General features: G+C 68.6%; 12 protein-coding genes. 6 read left to right on the forward strand and 6 right to left on the reverse strand.

The window, feature by feature from the left end; genetic code table 11:
* The first annotated feature begins 25 nt into the window (after positions 1-25).
* On the forward strand, positions 26-1,135 hold the full coding sequence (locus tag ENSA7_RS02520; RefSeq protein WP_181232997.1) for a DUF2169 domain-containing protein: 1,110 nt from the start codon (positions 26-28) through the stop codon (positions 1,133-1,135).
* Positions 1,136-1,362: 227 nt separating this feature from the next.
* Here the strand turns inward: ENSA7_RS02520 and ENSA7_RS02525 are convergent, their stop codons facing one another.
* Positions 1,363-3,639 (reverse strand): type VI secretion system Vgr family protein, encoded by a 2,277-nt coding sequence (locus tag ENSA7_RS02525; RefSeq protein WP_106087586.1) that lies wholly within the window; start codon positions 3,637-3,639, stop codon positions 1,363-1,365.
* 493 nt (positions 3,640-4,132) lie between these two features.
* Between ENSA7_RS02525 and ENSA7_RS02530 the strand changes: the two genes are divergently transcribed.
* The gene (locus ENSA7_RS02530) at positions 4,133-4,861 is read left to right on the forward strand and encodes a hypothetical protein (protein WP_106087587.1); all 729 of its coding nucleotides are present in this window, start codon (positions 4,133-4,135) and stop codon (positions 4,859-4,861) included.
* Between the two features lie 56 nt (positions 4,862-4,917).
* Complete coding sequence (locus tag ENSA7_RS02535) at positions 4,918-6,336, forward strand: TIGR00366 family protein (RefSeq protein ID WP_106087588.1); 1,419 nt, start codon at positions 4,918-4,920, stop codon at positions 6,334-6,336.
* A gap of 61 nt (positions 6,337-6,397) precedes the next feature.
* On the opposite strand, the gene ENSA7_RS02540 is transcribed toward ENSA7_RS02535, so the two are convergent.
* A complete protein-coding gene (locus tag ENSA7_RS02540; RefSeq protein ID WP_106087589.1) occupies positions 6,398-7,435 on the reverse strand; it encodes an RNA ligase family protein in 1,038 nt (345 codons plus the stop codon).
* Positions 7,436-8,019: 584 nt separating this feature from the next.
* Here ENSA7_RS02540 and ENSA7_RS43060 point away from each other — a divergent pair.
* Positions 8,020-10,248 (forward strand): CapA family protein, encoded by a 2,229-nt coding sequence (locus ENSA7_RS43060; protein WP_181232999.1) that lies wholly within the window; start codon positions 8,020-8,022, stop codon positions 10,246-10,248.
* Between the two features lie 83 nt (positions 10,249-10,331).
* The gene (locus ENSA7_RS02550; protein WP_106087591.1) at positions 10,332-11,312 is read left to right on the forward strand and encodes a dickkopf-related protein; all 981 of its coding nucleotides are present in this window, start codon (positions 10,332-10,334) and stop codon (positions 11,310-11,312) included.
* Between the two features lie 4 nt (positions 11,313-11,316).
* Here the strand turns inward: ENSA7_RS02550 and ENSA7_RS02555 are convergent, their stop codons facing one another.
* The 3 genes from ENSA7_RS02555 to ENSA7_RS02565 are packed head-to-tail and all read right to left on the reverse strand — an operon-like array spanning position 11,317 to position 15,636.
* Entirely contained in the window at positions 11,317-14,127 is a 2,811-nt protein-coding gene (locus ENSA7_RS02555) for a CHAT domain-containing protein (protein ID WP_106087592.1), read from the reverse strand.
* Complete coding sequence (locus tag ENSA7_RS02560) at positions 14,124-14,930, reverse strand: hypothetical protein (RefSeq protein WP_106087593.1); 807 nt, start codon at positions 14,928-14,930, stop codon at positions 14,124-14,126. Before ENSA7_RS02560 ends, ENSA7_RS02555 begins: the two co-directional genes overlap by 4 nt.
* Positions 14,923-15,636: a sigma-70 family RNA polymerase sigma factor gene (locus tag ENSA7_RS02565; protein ID WP_106087594.1), complete on the reverse strand. Its 714-nt coding sequence runs from the start codon at positions 15,634-15,636 to the stop codon at positions 14,923-14,925. Before ENSA7_RS02565 ends, ENSA7_RS02560 begins: the two co-directional genes overlap by 8 nt.
* A gap of 164 nt (positions 15,637-15,800) precedes the next feature.
* Here ENSA7_RS02565 and ENSA7_RS02570 point away from each other — a divergent pair, with 164 nt between their 5' ends.
* Positions 15,801-17,702: a S8/S53 family peptidase gene (locus tag ENSA7_RS02570; protein ID WP_106087595.1), complete on the forward strand. Its 1,902-nt coding sequence runs from the start codon at positions 15,801-15,803 to the stop codon at positions 17,700-17,702.
* Here the strand turns inward: ENSA7_RS02570 and ENSA7_RS02575 are convergent.
* Entirely contained in the window at positions 17,699-22,084 is a 4,386-nt protein-coding gene (locus tag ENSA7_RS02575; protein WP_181233001.1) for a hypothetical protein, read from the reverse strand. The genes ENSA7_RS02570 and ENSA7_RS02575 overlap by 4 nt on opposite strands.
* Positions 22,085-22,180 lie beyond the last annotated feature (96 nt).

Raw genomic sequence — 22,180 nt, forward strand, 5'->3', positions numbered from 1 at the left:
ATCCCGAGTATTTGTCGTACTGGACATGAGCGCACGCTGGCGGATCGCGGTAGTCGCCAAGCGCAGCTACTGCGTCACCGAGTCGGGCCTAGACGACGCGGCGATGCAACAACCTCTGGTCGACGCGCCAACCTTCGCTGCGGACGGCCTGCAGCTCGAGCATGACACCGACCTACTGTGGAAGAAGCCCATGGTCGACGTTGTGGTCCTCGGTCACGTGTACCCCCACGAGAACCGGCACCGATGCACGATGAGCATTCGCGTCGGAGCACTCGCGCGCACCCTGGCGGTCTCGGGCGATCGCCGGCTCGAGCGCGATCGCCACGGCAACCCGCGCTTTTCGCCGCCCCAGCCGTTCGAACGAATCTCGCTAGGCTGGGAATCCGCGTACGGCGGATACGACGCCTCTGCGCTCGAGGCCTACGGTGACCCAAGTGAGGCGCTACGACGCGAGACCGGCGTTGATGAGCGTCCGCAGTTCGGATTCTACGCCTATCCGCGCAATCCAGTCGGACGTGGGTACCTCGTCGAGATCAGCGACGCCGCGATCGCACGCTGCCAACTGCCCAACCTCGAACAACCCGGCCACATACTGACGCCCGAGCGCCTGATCGCCGGAAATTCCCTCGCCTGGCCCGGCGGCCCACTACCCGCCTCCACCGCCTGGCTCCCCTATTCGTACTTCCCACGAATGAGCTTGCTGGGGCTCTCTCCACTACCGTTCGACGAAGACACCTTCCCGATCAGGGAACTCGCGGAGGTGAAGCTAGGGTTGCTCTCGGAGCAGGCTCTCGCTCTCGACGCCCCGGCGCATACACGTTATGACCTCCGGGCCGCCCAGAGCTCAGCGCCGGGTATGCGCGTCGAGCGAATCGAACCGGGCGATGCCGTTGAAATTCGCAACGCTCATCCGACCCAGGCCATCTGGAGATTCTCGCTCACGGTTCGACCTCCGCAGATGTGGTTCGCGCTGCACAACGAGGCACCACAACAACTCATACCGAGAATTCGGACCGTCATCATCGAACCCGACCACGAGAGCGTGCGTCTGGTCTGGGTCGGAGAATTGGCTCTCGAGCGCTCGCTCAGCACCGAGCAGCTCGATACGATTCAACACGCCGTGGCTTGGGGGTGAGTCCTCCCGTCTTGGTTCGACGCAAGTCGGACTGTTGGTTGGGTCAGGTGGGAGAGTCGAGGTTCATGCTCAGACCGGACTCGCGGGCTCGCTTGCGCCGAGCTCGGGCAGACTCGAGGTGCTGTGCTCGGAGCGCCCTGCCCCGGCTCTGCACCCTCCCGTTCACGAACTTGGGATCACAAAGCTCCGTGGCGATGCGAATCAGTTCTCGCCCTGAGCAGGCCGCGTCAGCAGTTGAGATTCACGACCGACCCCTTCACGGACACTGGTCCCGAGGACTTGATCTCGACCGTGTCTTTGCTGATGGTAATCGTGCTGTCGCCGACCGTGAGCGTGATCCCCTCAGCCTCGACCCTCACCATGTTGCAGCTCATGTCGAGCTTCCCGCTCCCCTGAGTCAGCACCACCTGTTCCATAGCCCCAGCGCTGAGCACCGCGCCGGACTCCAAGCCCAGGTTGCCGACGGCGTGAATATCGAAGGTATTGTTGGTCGTGTGCGTGACCACGCCACCTTCGATGGTCATCTGGGCGTCCTCACCCTGCAATAGTGCCACACGGTTGCAAGCCGTGAGTTCGAACTTGTCATCGACACAGATCGATCCCTGTCCAGAGCCACTCTCACCCGCGGTGACTCTCAAGCTGTTCTTCCCGACCACAGTTTGCTCGAAGCTCGCCAGTCCCGTCAGACTATAGAGGCCCTGAGAAGTCACGGTCGACTTGCCTGAGACCGTCAAGGTCTCGTCGCAAGCGACCGTGGTCGTGCGCTTGGCCAACAAGATGTTGGTCTCGTCGCCGCGCACCGTCTTGCATCGATCCGCGCCCACGCTCAGGGTCTGGGCGGCGCCAACAGTCTCGGTTTGGGCCGCTCCAATCGTCTGGGTCTGGTTGGCACCCACAGTGTTGCTTTGATTCGCCATCACGCTTGTCGAGTGGCAGTAGCCGACAACCTCATTGAGGTTTTTCTGAGCGTGAAGGTAGATCTCCTCACAGCCCGCCCCATCCTCGAAGCGAAGCTCGTTGTAGCCGCCCCCACCTGGGGAGCTGCTGGTGCGAATCGTGCTCTGGGTCTTGTTCTCCGGCACGCCCACACTGATGGCGTTGTCGCCGTTGTAGATACAGCCAACGATCAGCGGCTGATCCGGCCGCCCCTCGAGAAACTCAACGACGACCTCCATTCCGATCCGGGGGACGAAGAACGTTCCGAAGCCCGGCCCAGCCCAGTTGTGTGCGACACGGATCCACATCGAGGTGTCATCGTCGAGGTTCAATTTGCGGTCCCAATCGAAGCGAACCTTTACGCGGCCGTACTCGTCGGTGTGAATCTCCTCCCCTGGCGGGCCGGTAACGATCGCAGTCTGAGGCCCGTGAACCCGCGGCTGGGGGGTGCGTATCTGAGGCAGGACTGGCTGTTCGGGGACATAGACTAGGCATTCGAAGTGGTTTTGGTAGCGCGGGGCAATGCCCGGACTCTCCAACACGACCTCGGGACAATCTCCTGTGTGTATCGCTCGGCGAATCAACAGCTCGCCCGCGAGCTCGGCGTGCTCGATGTCGAAGACTGAGAAGCGGCGGCCGGGAATGATGCCAGTGACGTTGCTGACGCCGCCGATCATCTTGTCCAGCTGGGTCCTCCACCCGAGCTTACGCAGAGTCCGGGGTCCGGGGTCGGGTTCGACAAACCGACCGTGGTGGTATATCTCGCGGCGCCGACCGAAGTCGTCCTGGTCGGCTTTGCCATTGGCAGGGGCGGCGCTCTCGATTGGGGTCGTCGGCGTCATCCAATCGAACACGCGCTGGTAGACCGCCGTCGGTGTCAACTCGCGCAGCGACTTGATCTCTTGCACAGTCTCGACGCTAGCCAGCTCTGGGTTGTCGCTGTCGACGAACAGAACGGAGTTTTCGTCGATGGTCACCACTTCGACGACTGCGGCGTTGCTGTCCTCGAGGATCAAGACCTCGCCGCTCCCCCGCTCATGATCAAAGCGGTAGCTGATACCCTCCTCTTCGAGGAGACGGCTGACAAAGTCGAGGTCGCTCTCGTGATACTGCACGATGGTCTGGCGAGGCATGTAGGTGCGCGTCAAACCGTCGAGTTCCACCGCTCGGTCGTAGTCGACTAGAGCCGCAGCGAGAACCTCTTCGACAACCTCAGGCACGGTCGCGGCCTGCCACGAGCGGGTGTCGACGCGCTGATCGAGCAGTCGCAGAGCAGGAACAATCTCGAGCCGCAAGTGCAGACGATTGGCATCCATGCCCAAGCTCTCGACGGCACGCACGACACCGTGGATGGTCCGCGAGACGGTCTGACGGTCTATGGTGAGCTCAGAGCTGCAGCCAAGCAGAATTTCGGCGCCAGCTCCGAGGTCGTCCGTGACAATGGTCAGGTTGAGGACATATGGCTCGGATAGGGCTTCGTAAAAGTGGAGACTGCGAACTTGCCAAGTGACCATGGGGCCATCAACGATCGTGAACGTGTACTCGACGGGTGGGACGGGCATGCTCATCTAGCTCCGGGTGTGCGTCGCAAAATGGCGACCATCGTGCAGGTTGTCGTTCGCCGCTTTGCGTCGTTCGCTGTGACCGGCCAGGAATGAACAGTCCTCGAGCCGGGAGCCCACATCCCTCGCGTCCAGCCTCAGGCCACGGCCGATCGGCTTGCATGGCGGGGTTGGTGAGACCCTCGTGCTCGATCCCATGACTGACCGACAGCCCCCACGCCCGGCCGGCGCCGAGGCCGGGGTGGCCTGACTTTGGTGATGCTGGGTTTCGTGCTGATGGCGCTCCGCGTGCTCAGCAAGCTCGCACCCACCCCAGGCTGCGAGCGGGCGGACATGATCTGCCTCGACGGCGATGCGTGGGCCGAAGCACGGGACCACTTTCGTCGGTATGAAATCCCCATCTATGCGACGCCAGGGAATCACGACATAGACTTTCGTCTTCTACGATCAATCACCGCCGCCCGAGCCCGCGCCGATCGTCCCGGTCGACGTCGACTACTTGATCGTCGCCAACACCCCGCTGCGCTGGGCCGACGGCGAGCTTGCGGGCGAGGTGCTCGAAGACTGGGCGGTGACGGTGGGCGTGGGCCAGAGCTGGGACAACCGCCGCTGCTTTGCGCTGTTGCTCAGCAGTGAGCTGGTGCCGCTCGACGATCCCGCGCTCGCCTGCGTCAAGCCCGAGGCCCTCGAGCCGCTCGCAACCGGCGGGGGGTTTGGCGTCAGCGACGAGCTCGAGCTCGGCGGCACGGTCCAGCTCGGTCCGCCCGAGGTCCTCGCGGGCGAGTGGGAGGACCGGCTGCTGCGACCGGTGCTCAACAGCCACCACGCCAGCGTCAGCGAGTGCCTGCGACCGCTGCTGCGCCGCGCCGACGAGCTGGGCTCGGCCCGGTGGGTGCTCGCGATGAACGTCGCCGAGAGCGGGCGCGTGGATCAGGTCGACGTGACCGCGCTCGGTGAGACCGACACCGCGATCGAGGACTGCCTGCGAGTCGAGGCGTACACCTGGGCGATGCCGCAGGGCGGGGGGCAGCTGCTGGTCCCGGTCACGCTGGGCGTCTGGCGTCCGTCGGACTCAGCTGAGCCGGCTGAGCGAACTGAGCCGTCTGGGCCGTCTGAGCCATCTGGGCCAGCTGGGCCAGCTTCAACGTCCAGGTCCAAGCCGGCCGAGCCCGATCCCAACCGCGGCAAGGTGATCATCATCCGCGACGACGATGAGCCGGACGAGTAGGTCGGCTCCAGCCCCAACCCTCGACAAATCTCGATTCGCTCGGCACGCTGACGGCGATGGGTCCCCTCGCTCGGCTCGGTCTCGCGTCTCGACGCGGCTTCGGCCGGGTGACGCCGGATCCATTCGTGCTCGCGGTCGGGCTGTCGCTGCTGGTGTTGGTCGCGGCGATCGTCGCCGGAGACTGGCCGGGCGCCCCGGGCACCGATCGCCTCGCGCTGCGGATCTCGGCCGGGCTCGAAGCGTGGGGCGGCACCGGCCTGTGGAAGCTGCTCGGCTTCGCGATGCAGATGGTCATGATGCTGGTGCTCGGCTCGGCGCTGGCCGAGGCCCCCGTCGTGCGCCGCGGGATCGCCAAGCTGGCCCGGCTCGCGAGCAGCCCGCGCGTGCTCGTCGCGGTCACGGCGTTGGTCTCGATCGCGCTGGGCCTGCTCAGCTGGTCGCTGAGCCTGATCGGCGGGGCGATCCTCGCCCGTGAAGGCGGCCGCCAGGCCAAGCTGCGCGGCTGGCAGCTGCACTACCCGATCGTGTGCGCGGCCGCCTACTCGGGCCTCATGGTCTGGCACGGCGGACTCAGCGGGACCGCGCCGCTCAAGGCCACGACAAAAAAAGACATGGTCGAGGTGCTCGGTAAAGATCTCGCCGCCGAGGTCGGGACGATCTCCCTCGAGCACACGCTGTTCAGCCCGCTCAACCTGTTCGTGAGCGTGGGCCTGTTGGTGCTCGGCCCGCTGTTGTTCGCGGCCCTGACCCCCCGGGATGGTGAGGACCCCGCGCCCGCGCCCCAGAGTGACGAGCTCGCGGGCGCGGCCCTCGACGCCGAGCCAACGTGGGCGCCGCCCGCCGACACCCTCGAGCGGATCGAGCGATCCCCCGTGGTCGTGTGGGCCCTCGCGTTTCCGCTGCTCGCGGCCCTGGTCGCCGGGATCGCGCGCAAGGGCGTGGCCAGCATCGATCTCGACACGGTCAACCTCGCGCTGTGGGTGCTGGCGCTGCTGCTGCACGGTCGGCCGCACCTGTTCCTGGCCGCCTGCGCCAAGGGGCTGCGCTGCTGCACGGGGATCGTCCTGCAGTTCCCGCTCTACGCGGGGATCATGGCGGTCATGGCCGCCTCTGGACTGTCAGCGCAGCTCACCAAGCTGGTCAGCGCGGCCGGTCCCAGCTTGCTGGCGCCCGTGACCTTCCTGAGCGCGGGGCTGCTCAATCTGTTGGTGCCTTCAGGCGGCGGGCAGTGGGCGGTGCAAGGCCCGATCATCATGCAAGCCGCGCTCGAGACCGGGGTCGACGCGGGCCACGTGCTCATGGCCATGGCCTACGGCGATCAATGGACCAACATGTTGCAGCCGTTTTGGGCGCTGCCCCTGCTCGCGGTCACCGGCGTGCGTGCCCGCGACATCGTTGGCTACACCGCGCTGTGGATGGTCGCGGGTGGGATCTTGATGGTGTCGGGCCTGGCCCTGTTCACGGCCGTACTGTGATGAACACATCGACGCTGGCGGGACAACCCCGCCAGCGCCGATGAGCGTGGACTTCAGCGAACTACAGCGCGCGCACGCGCTCGATGTAGAACTCCCTGGCCTTGACCGTGAGCGCGCGACTGACCGCCTTCCAGTCGAGCCCGCTGGCCTCGAGGTCGCTCGAGCACTCGCGCTTCACGTCTTGCCCGACCCACTGCAAGAAGTACTTCATGTTCTTCATCTCGATCGTGTGCCCCTGCTCATTGAGCGAGTCCAGACCTTGCTCGAGGCGATTGTCGGTCACCGCGAATTCGATGAATGCCTCGATCCCGGCCAGCACCTCGGGGTCGATCTGCACAGCCGCGCCCTTGCTGCCCTTGGTGCCCTTGTGCTTCTCACCCTTGGTCTTGAAGTAGAGGTTCGTGTTGCCCCAATGTGGCCCAATTGGCGTCCACACCAGCCCCTCACCGATACCCTCGATCCCAAATCGGGCACCCCATGGGCACTTTGCTTCGACGGCCGCGGTCAATTCCTCGGCTTGACTCGCGGCCTCGGTCAGGGTCCGGCGCAGCTCGAAGTCGACGGTCAGCTCGTGAGTGGGAGCGTCGAACACCGAGTAAATCCCCACGGCCGCGTGCGCATCACCAAACGGGCCGATCGCGTCGAGGTACCCAGCGTCGTGCTCGCTCTCCTCCTTCAGGAGCCGGGCCGCGAACACCACCCACTGACGAGTGGGCAGCCCGTTGATCGCCGTGCCCTTTTGGATGCCCGGGCCCACGAATTCACCGTATAGGGTGACCGGCGTGGCCGCATCCAGACCCGCGGCCGCTCGGACCGAGGCCTCGATTGTGCGGACCGCGGTGATTCGCTCGGGATCGGCCATCCAGGCCGCGAACCCAGCGTTGTCTTGCTCGACGGTGATGACCCGCGACCGCGACTGGACGACCAGGGCGTCTGGCGAGCACACCACGCCCGCGTTGGTGCCGTGGAGCTTGACCGTGCCCCGATAGGTGACGGGCGTACGGATCTTGTGCTGCTCCGGGCACTCCCGGGTTTGGTTGGTAATCTCGATGTAGCGGGCCACCTGATGAAGCGCTTCGATGTGCGTGAATTTTTGCATGACATGGTTCCTTTCTGGGTCGTTTCATTGAGCAGAGAAAAACGAGAAGAGCGCCGCGGAAGCTGGGTTCCGGGCGCTCAGGGGGACTGGGAATCCACTTGGGACTCAGCCGCTCGAGGCTCCGGAACCGACGCTTGCCCACAACAGCGAGCGCACACATGGTGGTGCGCTCGAGCGTGTTGGGGGGAGCGAACGTCCGTACATACGAAGCCTCGACGGGCAGGTGTACTCGCGCAGTCGCCGGGTGTCAAGCCGGTGTCGTCAGGTTGATCTCCGGGTGTGTGTGCACGTGACATTATTGGCTACACCATGCGGGGTCAGCAGGCACCACACTATCCGCATAGACTGTGCTCATTTTCGATCATGCGGACCCGGAGGGTGTGGCGAATCGCCCCGCTCCCCGAGATCGCGCGAATTCATGGCCGAAACCGCTCTTGCAGACAGCACTGATGGTATCACCAGAGGCCAACGTCGGTGTGTCTAGTACCAAATAGCTGTTTCTATCAACTTAGATTATGGTATCGGTAAGCCCGACCGGGCGCACTTTGGCGAACTCTGCAATGCACATCCGAACACTCCCAGCCATGTCAACCACACTGCCTTTTTCTCGTATTCGCGCTCGTGGGGCAGGTCTGACGGCCGCGCTGGTCGTCGCAATTACAGTCGCGACACCGGTCCACGCCGGCTACGGGTTCGACACCGACGAGAGCGACTACCAAGATCTCGTGTTGGCCACCCCGATCGCGCTCGCGGGCCGCGTCATCGACACCGAGGGCATGCCGATCATGGGCGCGCAGCTGCGCCTGATCGGCTGGGGTGACAGCCTGACCAACGACGGCGAGGCTGCGATGGCGTGGCAAGCGGGTGACTTCGAGCTCACCGGGCTCGCCCGCCGCAACGTCCTGCTCGAGGTCAGCATGGACGGCTACTACACGGAGGTCTTGCCGGTCTACCTGCAGGTCGAGCTTGGCGAGGACACCGTGGATCTCGGCGACATCGAGCTCGTCGCCGAGCAGTTCGGCCGCGCGCGCCTGACCTTCGGCGGCGACGCCATGTTCGATCGGCGCATGTTCGACGACGGGGTCCTCCACCTCGACAACCTGGGTGAAGACACCCAGGCGCTGTTTCGCTACATGCAGCCCCTGTTGCAGGCCGACGACCACACCTCGATCAACCTCGAGACCCCGGTCACCGACGACTTCTCCACACCGCACCCCAACAAGTCCTACGTCTTCGCCGCGTACCCCGAGAGCGCGGCCGAGCTCCCCGGGGTCGGGATCGACTCGGTCTCGCTGGGCAACAACCATATCTACGACTACCTCGATCTCGGCGTCGCCGACACGCTGTTTCACCTCGACGCGATCGGCCTGCCCCACTTCGGGGCGGGCATGAACCCCAACGACGCCGCGGCCAGCTTCCTGCGCCCCGACATCAACGGGGTCGAGATCTCGCTACAGAGCTTCAGCAACTATATCGGGTACTCGTACGGGGAGGACTATGAGGTCGTGACCCGCGGCGCGCCGCTCAAGGCCGGCGCCCTGCCCTCGTTCTCCTCCAACCTCGACGCGTTCGTCGACGACGAGGTCGCGGCGGGCCGGTTTGCGATCCCCGTGATCCACGGCGGCAGCGAGTACGCGTGGGAGCAGACCTCGGGCAGCCACTACGACTTCGAGCGGGTCGTCGAGCACGGCGCTGGGCTGGTGATCGCGCACCACCCCCACGTCGCGCACGGGGTCTCGATTATCGACGCAGGTGACGGCCCCCGGTACGTGTTTGGCTCGCTGGGCAACTTCGTGTTCGACCAAGACGTGTACGAGACCATGCGCTCGTACCTGGCGATCGTCGACATCATCGAGGGGCCGAGCGGCCCCGAGGTCGAGCGGGTCCAGCTCGCGCCCTATCGGCTCGACGGCTACGTCCCGCGCCCGCTCGTCGGCGCTGCCCTGGCCGACATGGGTCGCCACCTCGCGCATCTCTCAACGGCCGAGGCCCCGGTCAGCGGGTTCGACCGCGCGGTGATCTTCGCCGAGGGCGGGCGCCTGGTCGTCGCCACCGACGAGAGCGAGGTCCAGACCACGGATCTCGTCGACGCCCGCGGGCTCACCGTCGCCGGCGGCTCGACCGGCCCCGTCGCGCTCGATCCCTACACCCAGACCGACGCGCTCGCGGCCCTGTCGAGCAGCGCGCCCGCCACCTGTGAGCTCGGCCGCGACCTGCTCGGGATCGGCGACTTCGAAGATCCTGACGTCGACGACGCCTACCTCGAGGGTGATCTGTGGGTCCAGTCCAGCGCCCGCTACGTGCAGGGCAGCGAGACCCGCAGCGGCGACGGTGCGGCGGTGCTGCTGCGCAAGTCCAGCTACAACGACCGCACCAGCTTGTGGATGGGTAACAGGCTCGAGGTCGCGGGCAACCGCCCCGTCACGATCACCGGCTGGCACATGGGTGAGAACGCCGGCAAGTTCGAGGTCTCGGTCCGCTGGCTCAGCTCCGCTGGCAACACCGTCTCGCAGTCCACCAAGTTCACCAACCTCGCCTCCAACTACGGCTGGTCGCAATTCACGATCGACGTGACCCCGCCCAACAACGCGGACTCGCTGATGGTCTACTTTCGCCACTATCCGCCGAACAGCGGCGGCGACGGCCAGGTGTTCCTCGACGACGTCAGCTTCATCGAGTGGGATCCCAACACCGTCGCGGTCAACGCCCAGGCCGCCAGCCTGGCGACCCCGAACGCGTGGGACTTCGTGCGCTGTAGCGCCAGCAACGGCCCGCTCAGCCTCAACCTGACCCACCGGGTCTACGAGCGCTAGCGCCCAACTGACCGCGACTGACGGCAGGTGGATTTTTTTCGCCTCGCCGTCATCGCGTGGGTCGTCGGTGGCAACGGGTCCGCATGACCCGGAACGCTCGCCTCCCACGCACCTTCAACGCCCTCATCGCGCTCGGCTCGATCATCACGCTGTTGTGCGGGCCGCTGCTGGCCTGCGCGCCCGAGGCCGAGACGATCGAGGAGAGCGCTGGTTACGAAACCGACGACGCTGACGACGACGAGCTCCGCGCGATGCAGCTGGCCGAGACGATCAGCGCGGATCCACTGTTTGCCAGCCTGCTCGACGCCACCGTGGAGATGACCGCTCAGCGGGCTGTCGCGCACACGACGTCGAGCGACGAAGATCTGCAGGCCTTCGTGGTCACGGTCGGCCACGTCAACTACTCGGAGCTCATCGAGCTCGACCCGTTTCTGGAGGCGACCGGTGTCCAGCGCCAGGTCATCGATCAACAGCTGGCGCTGACCCAGCAGTTGATCGCCAAGTACAAGCTCGGCCAGATGGAGCCTGCACAGCTCGAGAGCGTGTTCACGGCGGCGGCCTCGACCGACGCGAGCCGCTCGCACCTCGAGGGCGCGATCGAGAACGAGCTGCGAGACATCACCGAGCCGCTCGACACACAGATCGACGACTGCGAGGCCGAGTGCATCCTCATCTATGGCGTGTCCGCGGCCTCGGCCCTGACCACCTACATCGGGATCCTGGCCGCTGCCGCCGCGTCGGGCATCTTTGCCCCGGTGATCATCGCGGCGGGGACGGCTTCGTACTTCGTGTCGCTGGCGCTGGCCGAGTCCGCCAAGAATGACTGCATGGCGGTCTGCAACGGCGAGCAACCCTCGGGCGAAGAGTGTGACAAAGACACCGACTGCAACGGCAACGAATTTTGCTGGAAGGGGGTGATCGGCTTCGGTAAAAACGAGTGCCGACCCGAGAAGCCCCAAGGTGACACCTGTGCCCGCCACGGTCAGTGCACGTCGAATTGCTGCAAGCTGCACTTACCGACCAACCTGATCAGCAAGACCTGTCGCCCCGCGAACGCCTGCTAGATCGCTACGGTACGACCACGCGAAACGCCTGCCAGCCGGGGACGCCCTGACTGCGCAGGCGCAGCTGGGCGTCGCGGAGGGCGGCGGCGCCATCGAGCTGCCCGTGCGCGCCAGCGGCGTCGGCCGCTCGCTCGTAGAGGGACACGCCGATGTCTCGCGCGAGCGCGTCGTCGACCTTGCCGTCGGCGGCCAGCACCCAGCTCGCGCCCGCCAGGACAAAGGCGCGTCCAAGGTTCATGCCGCCCGTCAGGGTCTGCTCATTGACGGTCGCGGTGTCACACCCAGACAGGACCACGGCCGCGGGCACGCGTGGCAGCGCGAGGATGTCGATCACGCTGAGCCGGTCACTGTCGTGCAGGACCAGCGCGGCCTCCCAGCCGCTCGGCCCGCCGTGGGTGCCATGGCCGGCATAGTGGAGCAGCGCGACGTCGGACATCGCCTCGGCCATGGCCTGGCCCGTGGCCGCCGCGCCCTGCAGGTGCTCGACGGTCCAGCCGCCGCCGAGCAGGCGGCGCTCGACCTCGCTCGCCTCTGTCTGGGCTTGCGGCAGATCGTTGGAGGGGTTGGCCACGACGAGCGCGCGGGCGAGATCGGCCGCCCCGCGACTCGGGTCGGGCCGGGTCGGCAGATCGAGGGCGTAGACGATCGGCGCCGCGTCGAGCAGCACGCCACCGTCGAACGCGAGCGCGTGAAAGGCCACCCCCCAGCCCGCGCCGGTCGGGATCACGCGAATCTGCTCGGCCGCGTGCAGCCGCGCGGCGTTCGGATCCAGGACGTGCCGGGCCCACGCGTGATCGTGTTCGTGATCGTGTTCGTGATCGTGGTCGCGATGCCCGAGGACCGGCGGATCGACGACCGGCGTCACGCTGACCCCCTGGGCGTCCGCGACGAACACCCACGAGCCGCCGCCACCCGCAGGAAACTGCATGAGCGTGAGCTCGCCGTCGCGGATCGGCGGCAGCGCAGCACAGCTCGGTGGTTCACGAGTGTCCGAGACCATGCCCAGCGCTCGATCGAGCAGCGCCATCGCCTCCGCCATTCGATCCGCGCGGCGTCGCTCACGACGCTCGCGCTCGGGCGCCGAGAACTCCCAGTCCTGGCGGCGCTCGGCCGCGAGGGTGTCACGCGCCGTCATGAAGCCGAACAACAGGGCCTCGCGATCGGTCCGCTGCTGGGGACTGAGGCTGGCGATCCTGGCCGCGCGATCGATCGTCCGCAGCGTCCGCCCGCGCGCCAGCCGGGCCCGACAGAACGCCTCGTCGATCCGCCCGGCGCGGATCAGCAGATCGACGAGGCCCTCGGCGCTGGCCCGCCGCCCCGACAAGAACAGCTCCCGACCGGGGTCGACCCCGACGCCGCCGAGGGTGTCCTCGAGCAGCAGCTCGGCGGCCTCGAGCGCCTCGATCGCGGCGTCGTGCAGGCCGTAGGCCTCGAGCAGACGGGCGTGCCGGACGATCGCAATCCACCGCATACCAGGCTCGCCCTCGCCGAGATCCGGGCGGCGCACGAGCGCCGGGATCAGCTCTTCACGGCCGGTGGCGACGCCGATCTGCGCCTCGATCTCGGCGACCCAGGGCTGCAGGTACGCGGGCACGGTCACCGCCGCCGCGTCGCGCACCCAGTCCCACGCCTCCTCGGGCTCGTGCTCGGCGAGCGCGACCAGGGCCAGGTTCACGCGGGCGGCGTTGTAGGGATTCGGACACGCGCCGCCCTCGTCCACGGCGGCCAGCTGCGCCTCCAGGAGCGGGCGCGCTGGATCATGCGGGAGCTCGGCCTCGGCCAAGAGCAGGTTGATCCAGCCGACGTTCCCGAGCGCGCGGGCGCGATCCTGGCAGCTCACGCTCGGCGCCGCGGCGCTCGCCAGCACGTCGCGTGCGACCGCCAGCGCCTCGTCACCGCGACCGAGCTCGGCCAACAAGGTCGCCAGCTGTTCGCTCGCGACCAGCGTGATCCGAAACATGCCCAGCCGCTCGGCCCCGCGCCGGGCGTCCTCGAGCGCCCGCACCGAGCCGCTGAGATCGCCGGTTCGGGCCGCGAGCACGCCCCCGTAGTAGCGGCCCCAGACTCGGGCTTCGGGAAGGTCCGCACCGGCCGCCTCGAGTGTCTGGGTCCAGCGCTGCGCGTTGGCGAGATCCCCGGCTTGAATGCTGAGGACGGTCGCCGCGGCGGCACAGTCAGCGAGATCGCGGGTGCGGCCGATCCCGCGCGCGAGCTCGGCTGCCTCCTCCGTGCGACCCAGCGCGAGGCTGCGGTCGACCCCTCCGAGCAGGCGACGCAGCCGCTGCAGCACCGCGAGCCGCTCGGTGGGCGGCAGCGCGTCGCCAGGCTCGAGCGCCGCGCTCAGCAGCTCGATCGCTCGGGCGGGGTCCCCCTCGCGACTTAGCTGCTCGGCCTCGGTGACCACGGCCGCGACGCGCTCGCGGACCAAGCGAAGCACAAAGGGATCGGTCCACGCCGGGCTGGCGTCGATCTCCACGCGCTCGGCCTGGGGCGCCAGCTGCAGGGACAGCCGCTGTCCGCCGTCGGCCGCCACGCTGGGCGCGTCGACCGGCTCGCCATCGACCGTGACCTGGATCCCAGCCTTGGCTTGGATGTCGACCCACACGCTCAGCTCAGCCTCGCGCCCCTGGTCGAGGTGACACGCGCCCGCCTCGATGTGACGGCACCCGACGAACTCGATCGTGGGGGTCGGCACGTCGGGGATGACCGGCTGCTCGCGCGAAGCGACCGGCCCCCCGTAGCGATCAGACGAGCGCGGGCAACCGCTCGCCAGCCAGACGAGGGCCAGCAAGACGAACAGTGCGAGGCGCCTCACTCGGCGGTGATGATCACCCGAAACTCCACGCGACGCCACGCGCCCGGGCTGCCAGCCGCCGCCGCCGCTTGGCTGGTCTGCGGGAGCTGGTCGGGCTCGGCGACCAGCAGCTCGAGCGTCCACTCGCCCGGCGTGAGCGCGAGGTGGCTCGCCAGCTGACCGCGCACGCGGATCGCCCCTTGTGGAGAAGCCTCGACCGCGAGCGTTGGCGCGAACCGAAGCGCGCCGTCGGTCGAGCGACCGAGCAGCGCGGCAGCGACCGGGGTACCGACTGGCTCGCTCGGCGTGAACACCCAGTCGATCTCGTCGTCCGCCCGCAGCGTCAGCGACGGCGTGCCCGGATCGGCGGGCTGGTCTGGATCCGAACGCTGGCTGGCCGCCCCGCCCCGCAGCTGGGTGATCTCATAGTCGGGGACCCTCGCCAGCTGCTGGTCCCCCGTGGCGTCTGGACCCCCCGACACACCCAGCCAGACCAGCGCGACCGCAGCCGCGGCCGAGACCAGCACCGCCACGATCACGGCCACCGAGCGACGCCGCGGCGCCAGCTCGATGACCCTGCCCGGAGCGGGTTCCAGGTCGGGTTCCGACGCCACTTCCGGCGCCACTTCCGGCCTGGGGCCCGTGGGCGCGGATCCAGCCGGGCTCGCGTCGAGGCCCGCGAACATGTCATCCATGGCCGCCAGGATCGTCGCGCGCTCGTCGTCCGAGAGCGGCCGCGAGCGCTCGTCCTCGACGTGCTCTGGCGCCGTGGACAGATCTTCGCGCTGGTGGCGACCGAGCGCGTGCAGAAGTTCGTCAGTCATGACTCGTCAGTCCCCTTGTCACCGCCACGCCGGGCGATGACGTGGTTTTCTCGAGCGCGTAGGCGCGAGCCAGCTTGCGGGTCCGATAGCTCCAGGCGTTCACGGCTCCGCGGGTCATGCCGAGGTTCTCCGCGACCTCGGCCGGATCGCGCTCGTACACGAACAGCTGGTCGAACAGCTCGAGATCCCGCTCGTTCATGTGCCCGTAGAGGGCATCGAGCACGGCCCCGAGCTCGGCCCGCTGCTCGAGCAGCACCACCAGCTCGGCGTCGCCCTCGCTGTCCGCGTCCGCTTCGATGGTCTGGGGATCGATCGGCTCGTCCGCCCACGGGTTGCCTTTGTGCTGACCCAGGATCCGCGCGACCTTCCGCCGCGCGACCAGCCGGACGAAGCTGTCGAGGCTGCGGCCACGCTGTGGATCCCAGCGCCGAAGCTCGTGCCCATCGCGCTCGAACAGCGAGATGAGCACGTCCTGGACCAGGTCACGCACCTCCTGGCGCGGGTCGCGATGCTGGGCCGACGCGCGGCGGCGCAGCACGAAGCTGACCTCGCGCTGGATCGTGTCGAGCAGGCGCGCGGCGAGCTCACGCCGCGCAGCCGGGGCCCCAGCCAGCGCCGCCTGGACCAGGCGCTCGTCGTCCGCGGAGCTCGACACGAGCGCTTGATACCAAAACCACTTCGCGTCCGCGAGTGGACGATGCGCCATGCACCATCAGATCGGATATGCTCGGGTTCGCGGCCTCGTCCCTGCTCGCGGCGACCACATCCGCGGCTCTCTCCAGCCATTGCCGACCGGGCTGGTCGCGATGACGAGAAAACTTCGCTGGCGGTCCGCGTCATTGCCGAGGGCCTGAAAGACAAGTGATAGACATGACCGCCGACACTCGCCTGCTCCGTATTCTCGCCCCGCTGCTGACCCTGACCGCCCTCGCTTGTGACGAGGTTCAGCCCGGCCCGGTTGAAGAGATCCTGCGTGACGTGGAGTTGGTCGACGCGGCGTGTCCGACCACCCGCCAGATCGCGATCAAGCAGGCCAAGACCTGTCCGGCCGCGGCCAACTGGGTGTCGTCCAAGCTGTTTCCAGGCGCCGTGGGCGTGCTTGGAAATTACTGCGTCTACACCTGGAATGGAGCGCCCGAGCAAGAGAACGTGGCCGACCTGACCAGCATCCCCAGCCTGGTCGCGGTCGGGTCCGACTGTGAGGCCGTGTTCGAGCAGGGCGAACCCAATGACGCGCTGTGGACTGAGCTCAATCCCGACATCTTGGACCTGTTCCATGCAGCGATCGGCTGGACAAGCAGCGCGGATCTGGACCTGCCGAGTTCGGAGGCATCGCGGTGGCCGGTCGTCGTCGCGGTGCTCGACTCGGTCCCCGAGCCCGCCCCGTACAACCCGCACTCCGACCACGGCGAGATCATGGTCCGCATGGTCGAGGACATCGCGTGCCCCGACCCACTGGCCCCGTGTGCGGTCGATGTCGTGCGAGGCCTGGCGATGCCCCGCATCGCCGCCGGTCAGGTCGACCTCGTGAAGGGTGGCTTCTTCGGCTCCCAGGGCGACGTCGCCCGAAGCATCTACGCCGCGGTCGACGACTGGGACACCACCGACTGGAACGGCTTGAAACCGAAGCTGATCTTGAGCCTGAGCCTGGGGTGGGAGCCCGAGTTCGGCGAGCTCGCGACCGACTCGCCGGCCGTGGCTGCCGTCCACACCGCGCTCGAGTACGCATCTTGCCACGGCGCGATCATCATCGCGGCCGCCGGCAACCAAGGCCACCTGTGCAGCACAGGCCCGCTCCTGCCCGGGGCGTGGGAGCAGCATCCAGCTCCAGACGCGGCCCGCTGCGCGGCCCTCGGCGCGCCAATTCCGGCGGTCTCGGCCGCTTACCGGCCGCTCCTGTACTCGATCGGCGGCCTCGACCATGACCTCGCCCCCATGCCGCGCACCCGCGAGGATGGCATGCCTCGGCTCGCGTCTTCTGCCACCCACGCGGTCGGGCGCGGTGACAGCACGGCGGTGACCGGCACCTCGGCAGCCGCGGCGACGGCCGCTGGCGCCGCGGCGCTGGTCTGGTCCTACAACAAGAACATGAACGCGAGTCGGGTGATGCAGGTGCTCTATGAGTCCGGCGTCGACACGACCATGACCGCCGACTACGTAGGCCCGACCAACGAGACCGACGTCATGAAGATCGACGTGTGCGCGGCCCTCGATCACGCGTGCGACTTGCCCGGCAGCAACTGCCCGGCCCAGCCCTTCGCCAACACGCTGGCGTGTGTGAACGCCCCGCCGATCGTGAGCCTGGGTGATCTGTTCAACGACCTCGCCAGCGTGATCCCAGACTTCACGCGGGCACCCAGCTTTGGCCCGGCGACCGTGTGCCCTGCCAGCTGCGGCTACCCGTTGACCGGCTACTTCGCGACCAGCCAGGGCGCCTGCCCCACGCAGATCTTGCCCGAGCTGCCCTACACCGAGCCCCAGCCAACCGAGATCGGCTGCCCCAACTGCACGCTCGATGTCACCTCGAGCATCGTCTATGCCGCGCTCGACCCCGAGTACAACAATGCCACGCTGCGCGGCGTGGCCGTGACCGTGTTCGATGGCGCCGCGGAGTACTACTTCGACATTGGCCCGGTCCCGCTCAACTCCAACACGATCACCACGATCCAGCTCGACCCCGCGCTGATGCCCGTGACCGTCGTGTCCAGCTCGATCTCGCTGACCTTCGTCGAGTATCCACGCGACGTCAGCAATGATCTGCTGATCAACTAAACTGGCGTCTGGTCCGATGCGGCGTCGCCTTCGAGCCACGCGATCACGCTCTCGTACGTGCGCCGGTGATCGGGCCGGGCGCGCCGCGACGCTCGCCGCAAGGTCGGTACGATCTCGCGGCCCCACAGCGACAGCGCGTCGAAGGCCGCGTTGCGCAGCGTGGTGTCGCGGTGGGTGGTGTATGCGAGCACCGCCGCCGCGCCCGGCTCGTGGCGCCCGTTGGCCAGCGTCTTCATCAAGCCTGCGATGACGTCACGGCGGGTCTCGATCGCCAACACGCGCGCGGCCGCGGCCAGGCAGCGGTCGCGCGGGGCGACCCTGCGCAGACATCGAAGCGCGGCGCTGCGGACCCGGGCGCGAGGGTCCAAGCACAGGTTGTCCAGCGCGTCCACGGCTCGCTCGCCGTGGCTGGTGAGCGCATGCACGGCCCGCACGGCCACGCCAACGTCCACGTGGGGCTCGTCGATCTTGGCGACCAGCTCATCCACGTTCATGCCGCGAATTGGATCGCTGAGCTCGACCGCTTCGTCGGCATCGGGCCCGTCGCGACGCACCGGGTCGGGGAGCAAGTGCGCGACAGCTTCGGGCGCCCGCGAACCCAGCTCGCGGACCAGCGTCGCGAGGGCGAGCGAGCCGTCGCGCCGCAGCAGCTGGACCAGGCCCAGCTCCCCCTGATAGGCCCGCGCCCGCGCGAGGGGGATCAGCAGCGACTGATGCACGCTGGTGATCAACGGCCCCAGCTCGAGCTGCCCGCGGGACCACGCCTCGGCCCAGATCGGCAGCAGGCGTCGCTGCTGAACCGCGTCTAGCTGGTGCGCCAACGCCTGCGCTTGCTTGCCCCACGCGACCGGCTTGGGACGCGCGAGATCCTGCAAGCCCGGCCAGGTGTCGAGGCTGTTCGCCAGCGCCGTTCGAGCGCTCGCGCTGAGCTCGAAGCTGCCGGCCAGATACCCGTCGAGCACGGCGCTCCAGCTCGCGCGCGCCTCGGGCCACGCCAGCAGACGCTCGGCCGCGCGGGCGCGGAGCTCGAGGTGGTCGTCGGTGAGCGCGAGCGTGAGCGCGTCCAGCCGGGCGCGCGACGGCGGTGGTTCACTCGAAGCGCGACGATCTTCAGGCAGCTCGGGCGCGACCGCCAGGCCCGGCGGACGCAGCCGCAGCACGTCCGACAGCCAGATCTCGGCCTGCGCAGGCGGGGTGCTGTACCAGGTCTGGATCTCGCGCCGCAGCTGCGCGAGCGCTTCAGCTTCGTCGTCGCGCTCGCTCGGCAGCGCGAGGATCTCGGCGAGCAAGCGTGTGCTGTCGCCGACCAGGTCGGGCCCGCTCCGGCACGCTGCGAGGCACGCGTCGATGTCGGCCCGCGTGCGGATCGCCCCGAGCTGGCCCAGCAGCTGGTAGCGACGACCGCCGCGAACCTCGGCGGCAGGCGGCTGCGCGCGCACCAAGGTCAGCGCGCGCATGCGTTGGCCGGGCGTCGTCCCAGCTGATGTCACGCAGCGGGAGATGAATTCGGTGATCAGCTGCGGCCGCCGATCCAGACCCGGACCCTCGGGCAGGCTGGCCAGCGCGTCCGCGAGGTCGAGCAGCGGATCGACGTGCTCGCGCTCGCGGTTCGTGGCCGCCTCGAGCAGCACCATCGCCGCGGCCGGGGCCCGATCGTCTCGACCGATCTGCCCGGGCTCGAGCCACGCGAGCCAGTCGGCGAGGCCCGCCCGTACACACGCCAGCGCTCGCTCGAGCTCGCTGGCCGACATGTCCCCGCGCGCGTCGACCAACTCCTGGGCCGCCTCGGGCGAGAACCCCTCGAGCCGCAGCCGCTTGGTGCGATCGTGCTCGCTCGGCGCCGGGCGAAGCTTGGCCCGAACCAGCGCCTCGGCCAGGACCTGGCGTGAGCCATCGGCGAGCGCGACCGAGCCATCGAGCGCGGCCTCGACCAGCGCCGCGTGGACGGAATCCGACGACCCCGCCAGGCGGACCGCCGCGGCCACGCTGAGGGTCCCGCTGATCGCCTCACGCAGCAGTCGCTGGCGACGATCGTGCGGCCGCGGCTGACCTTCCGCGACCAGGGCGTCGAGCAAGATCGCCGGGCGAGCGGACCCCGCGACGGCCAGCAGCGCGTCGAGCAGCAGCTCCCGCAGGTGCCGGTTTCCATGGTGGGCCAGCCCGCCGACCAGCGCAGGCACACAGCGACTCGACCCCACGACCGCCAGCGCCTCGGCGGCCGCCTGGGTGATCGACATCGACCTGCCACGCAGCGCGGCGATGACCAGTGGCTCGGCCCAGCGAGCCTTGAACCGGGCGACCGCGCCGAGCGCCTGGTAGACCGGTCGCCAGTCCTTGGACTCGGCCAGGCGACACAGCGAGAGCTCGAGCCCCTCGGCCCCGGCCTGGTCCGTGTCGTCGCCGGACAAGATCGCCTCGATCGCGGCCCGCTGCACGTTGGCGTCGGCGTGACGCCACAACGGCTCGATGAAGCGCAGCCAGGGTCCGCGCGGTTGGTGACGGGCGATCGTCTCGAGCAACGCCACGCACACGGGCGGCTCGGGGCGCTCGCGCAGCCAGTCAACCGCCAGCGCCAGCACCAGGTCGCGACCCGTCTCGGGTGTTGGCTCGATCCACCGTCGCACCGCCCGACCCCCGACGATCAGCTGCCGACCGTAGCGGTAGATCTGTTGCTCGAGCTCGGGCAGCGAGCCCCGCTTGACCGAAAAGTCGCCGTTGAGCGCCAGCTGCACCGCCTGGGCGTAGACGATGCGAAACAAGCGGGTGACCTCGGCCAGATGCTGAAGCGCCCCCGACTCGCACAGCAGCGCGAGGACCTGGCCGGGCTCGAGCTCGTGCTCGGGATCCGGCGCCCACTCGGCCTGCATGTAGATCGACGCCGCGAGCTCGTCGCGAGCCGCCCGCCAGCGCGTGTTCAGCAGGCCCGACCGACGCGGACCCAGGGTCGCGCTGAGCTCGCGAAGCAGGGTTGGCCGGTCCGGGCTCAGGGCCCACACCGCCGCCAGCGCAGGCTCACGCAGCGGCTCCGGACAGCTGGGATCTTGGAGCAGCGCCTGCAAGCGCGCCGCCGCCTCGACGCTGCCTTTGACGCGCAGCACCGGGATCACGCGATCGGGCAGGCGATCCAGCCACGCCAGCAGCGGCGCTTCGGCGTCGTACTCGGGTGACGCGCCCGCGGCCTCGATCAACGCCGCCGCAACGCGCAGATCAACGACCGCGAGCTCCTGCTCGACCAGCTCGACGAGCAGCTCCGCGAGCAGATCGTGCGCGCCCGTGCCCACGCTCGCCGCCAGGATCCCGGCGCGTCGACGCCAGCGGGGATCGTGCGCCCGCAGCCGCCCGAGCTGATCGAGCAGCGCCGCCCGAGCGACGTAGGTGACGCGAACCAGCTCGGCGGCGGTCCAGCCGTGGTGGTGGTCGAACGCCTCGAGCGCGGCGGGGATCAGCTCGTCGTCGATGAACACACCGCGACGGTGGGCCGCGAGCACCAGCGTGCGGGCGCAGCCGCCAAACCGAAGTGGATCGGCCTGCGCGAGGCTCAGCGCGAGCTCGAGGTCGGCCCGAGTCGCGACGCTCGCCAGCCCGATGATCGCCTCGACCAGCGTGGCGTCGTCCCGCTCGGCCGCGCGATCGAACAGCTCGAGCAGGGCGCTGCGCAGCCCCAAGCTCGCGGCCAGCTCCACGCAGATCCGAACCACCTCGAGCTCGCCGTCGGCCAGGCCGGACCGGATCAGCTGTTCGCGGGCGGCCACGCTCGGCGGGGACAGCTGCTGCAACCACCCGGCCGACACCGACGCGTACGCGTCCCGACGCGTCGGCCTCACATTCGAGACGTCGCTGGCCAGGCTGACGACGCACGCAAACCCTTGCTCGGGCGTGATCGCCAGATCCGCGACCGCGCCAGCGAGGCGCGGGACCACGGCCGCCCGCAACCGGGCGTCCTCGGCCCTGCACATGCGCTCGAGCAGCGCCGCCGGGTCCGCCGCCGCGCTCACTGACCAGCCGTCGAGCACGTGCAGCAGCCATGTGTCGTCGAGGCTCGCCAGGGTCCGCGCCGAGACCTCAGCGTCGCGGCTCGACAGCCCGACCCGCAGCCACGCCGCTCGCACGACCGGCTCGAGCGCGTCGACGTCGTCGGGCAGCCGCGGCGCGTGACTGACCAGCAACGCCGCCAGCGACGCCAGCTCGAGCGCCAGCTCGGGCGCCAGCTCACCAACGCGCGCTGGCAGGGCGGCCGCGAGCGCGTCGAGGCGCTCGGGCACGCCGCAGCTCGGGACCGCGGCCCGCAGCGTCACGACCTGCGTGAGCGCCTCGGCCGGGTCGAGTCGCGCGAGCCGGGCCAGCGTCGCGGGGGCGGTCTCGATCACGGTCGCGCGCATCATGACAGTCATCCGCTCGGCCCGGCGGTCATCGGGCGGAGCACGACCCAACGATAGTCGCTCTCACAGCCGCCCCCACCGTCCGCGGATCGACGGCGA

This window comes from Enhygromyxa salina (genome assembly GCF_002994635.1).
GTDB lineage: Bacteria > Myxococcota_A > Polyangia > Nannocystales > Nannocystaceae > Plesiocystis > Plesiocystis salina_B.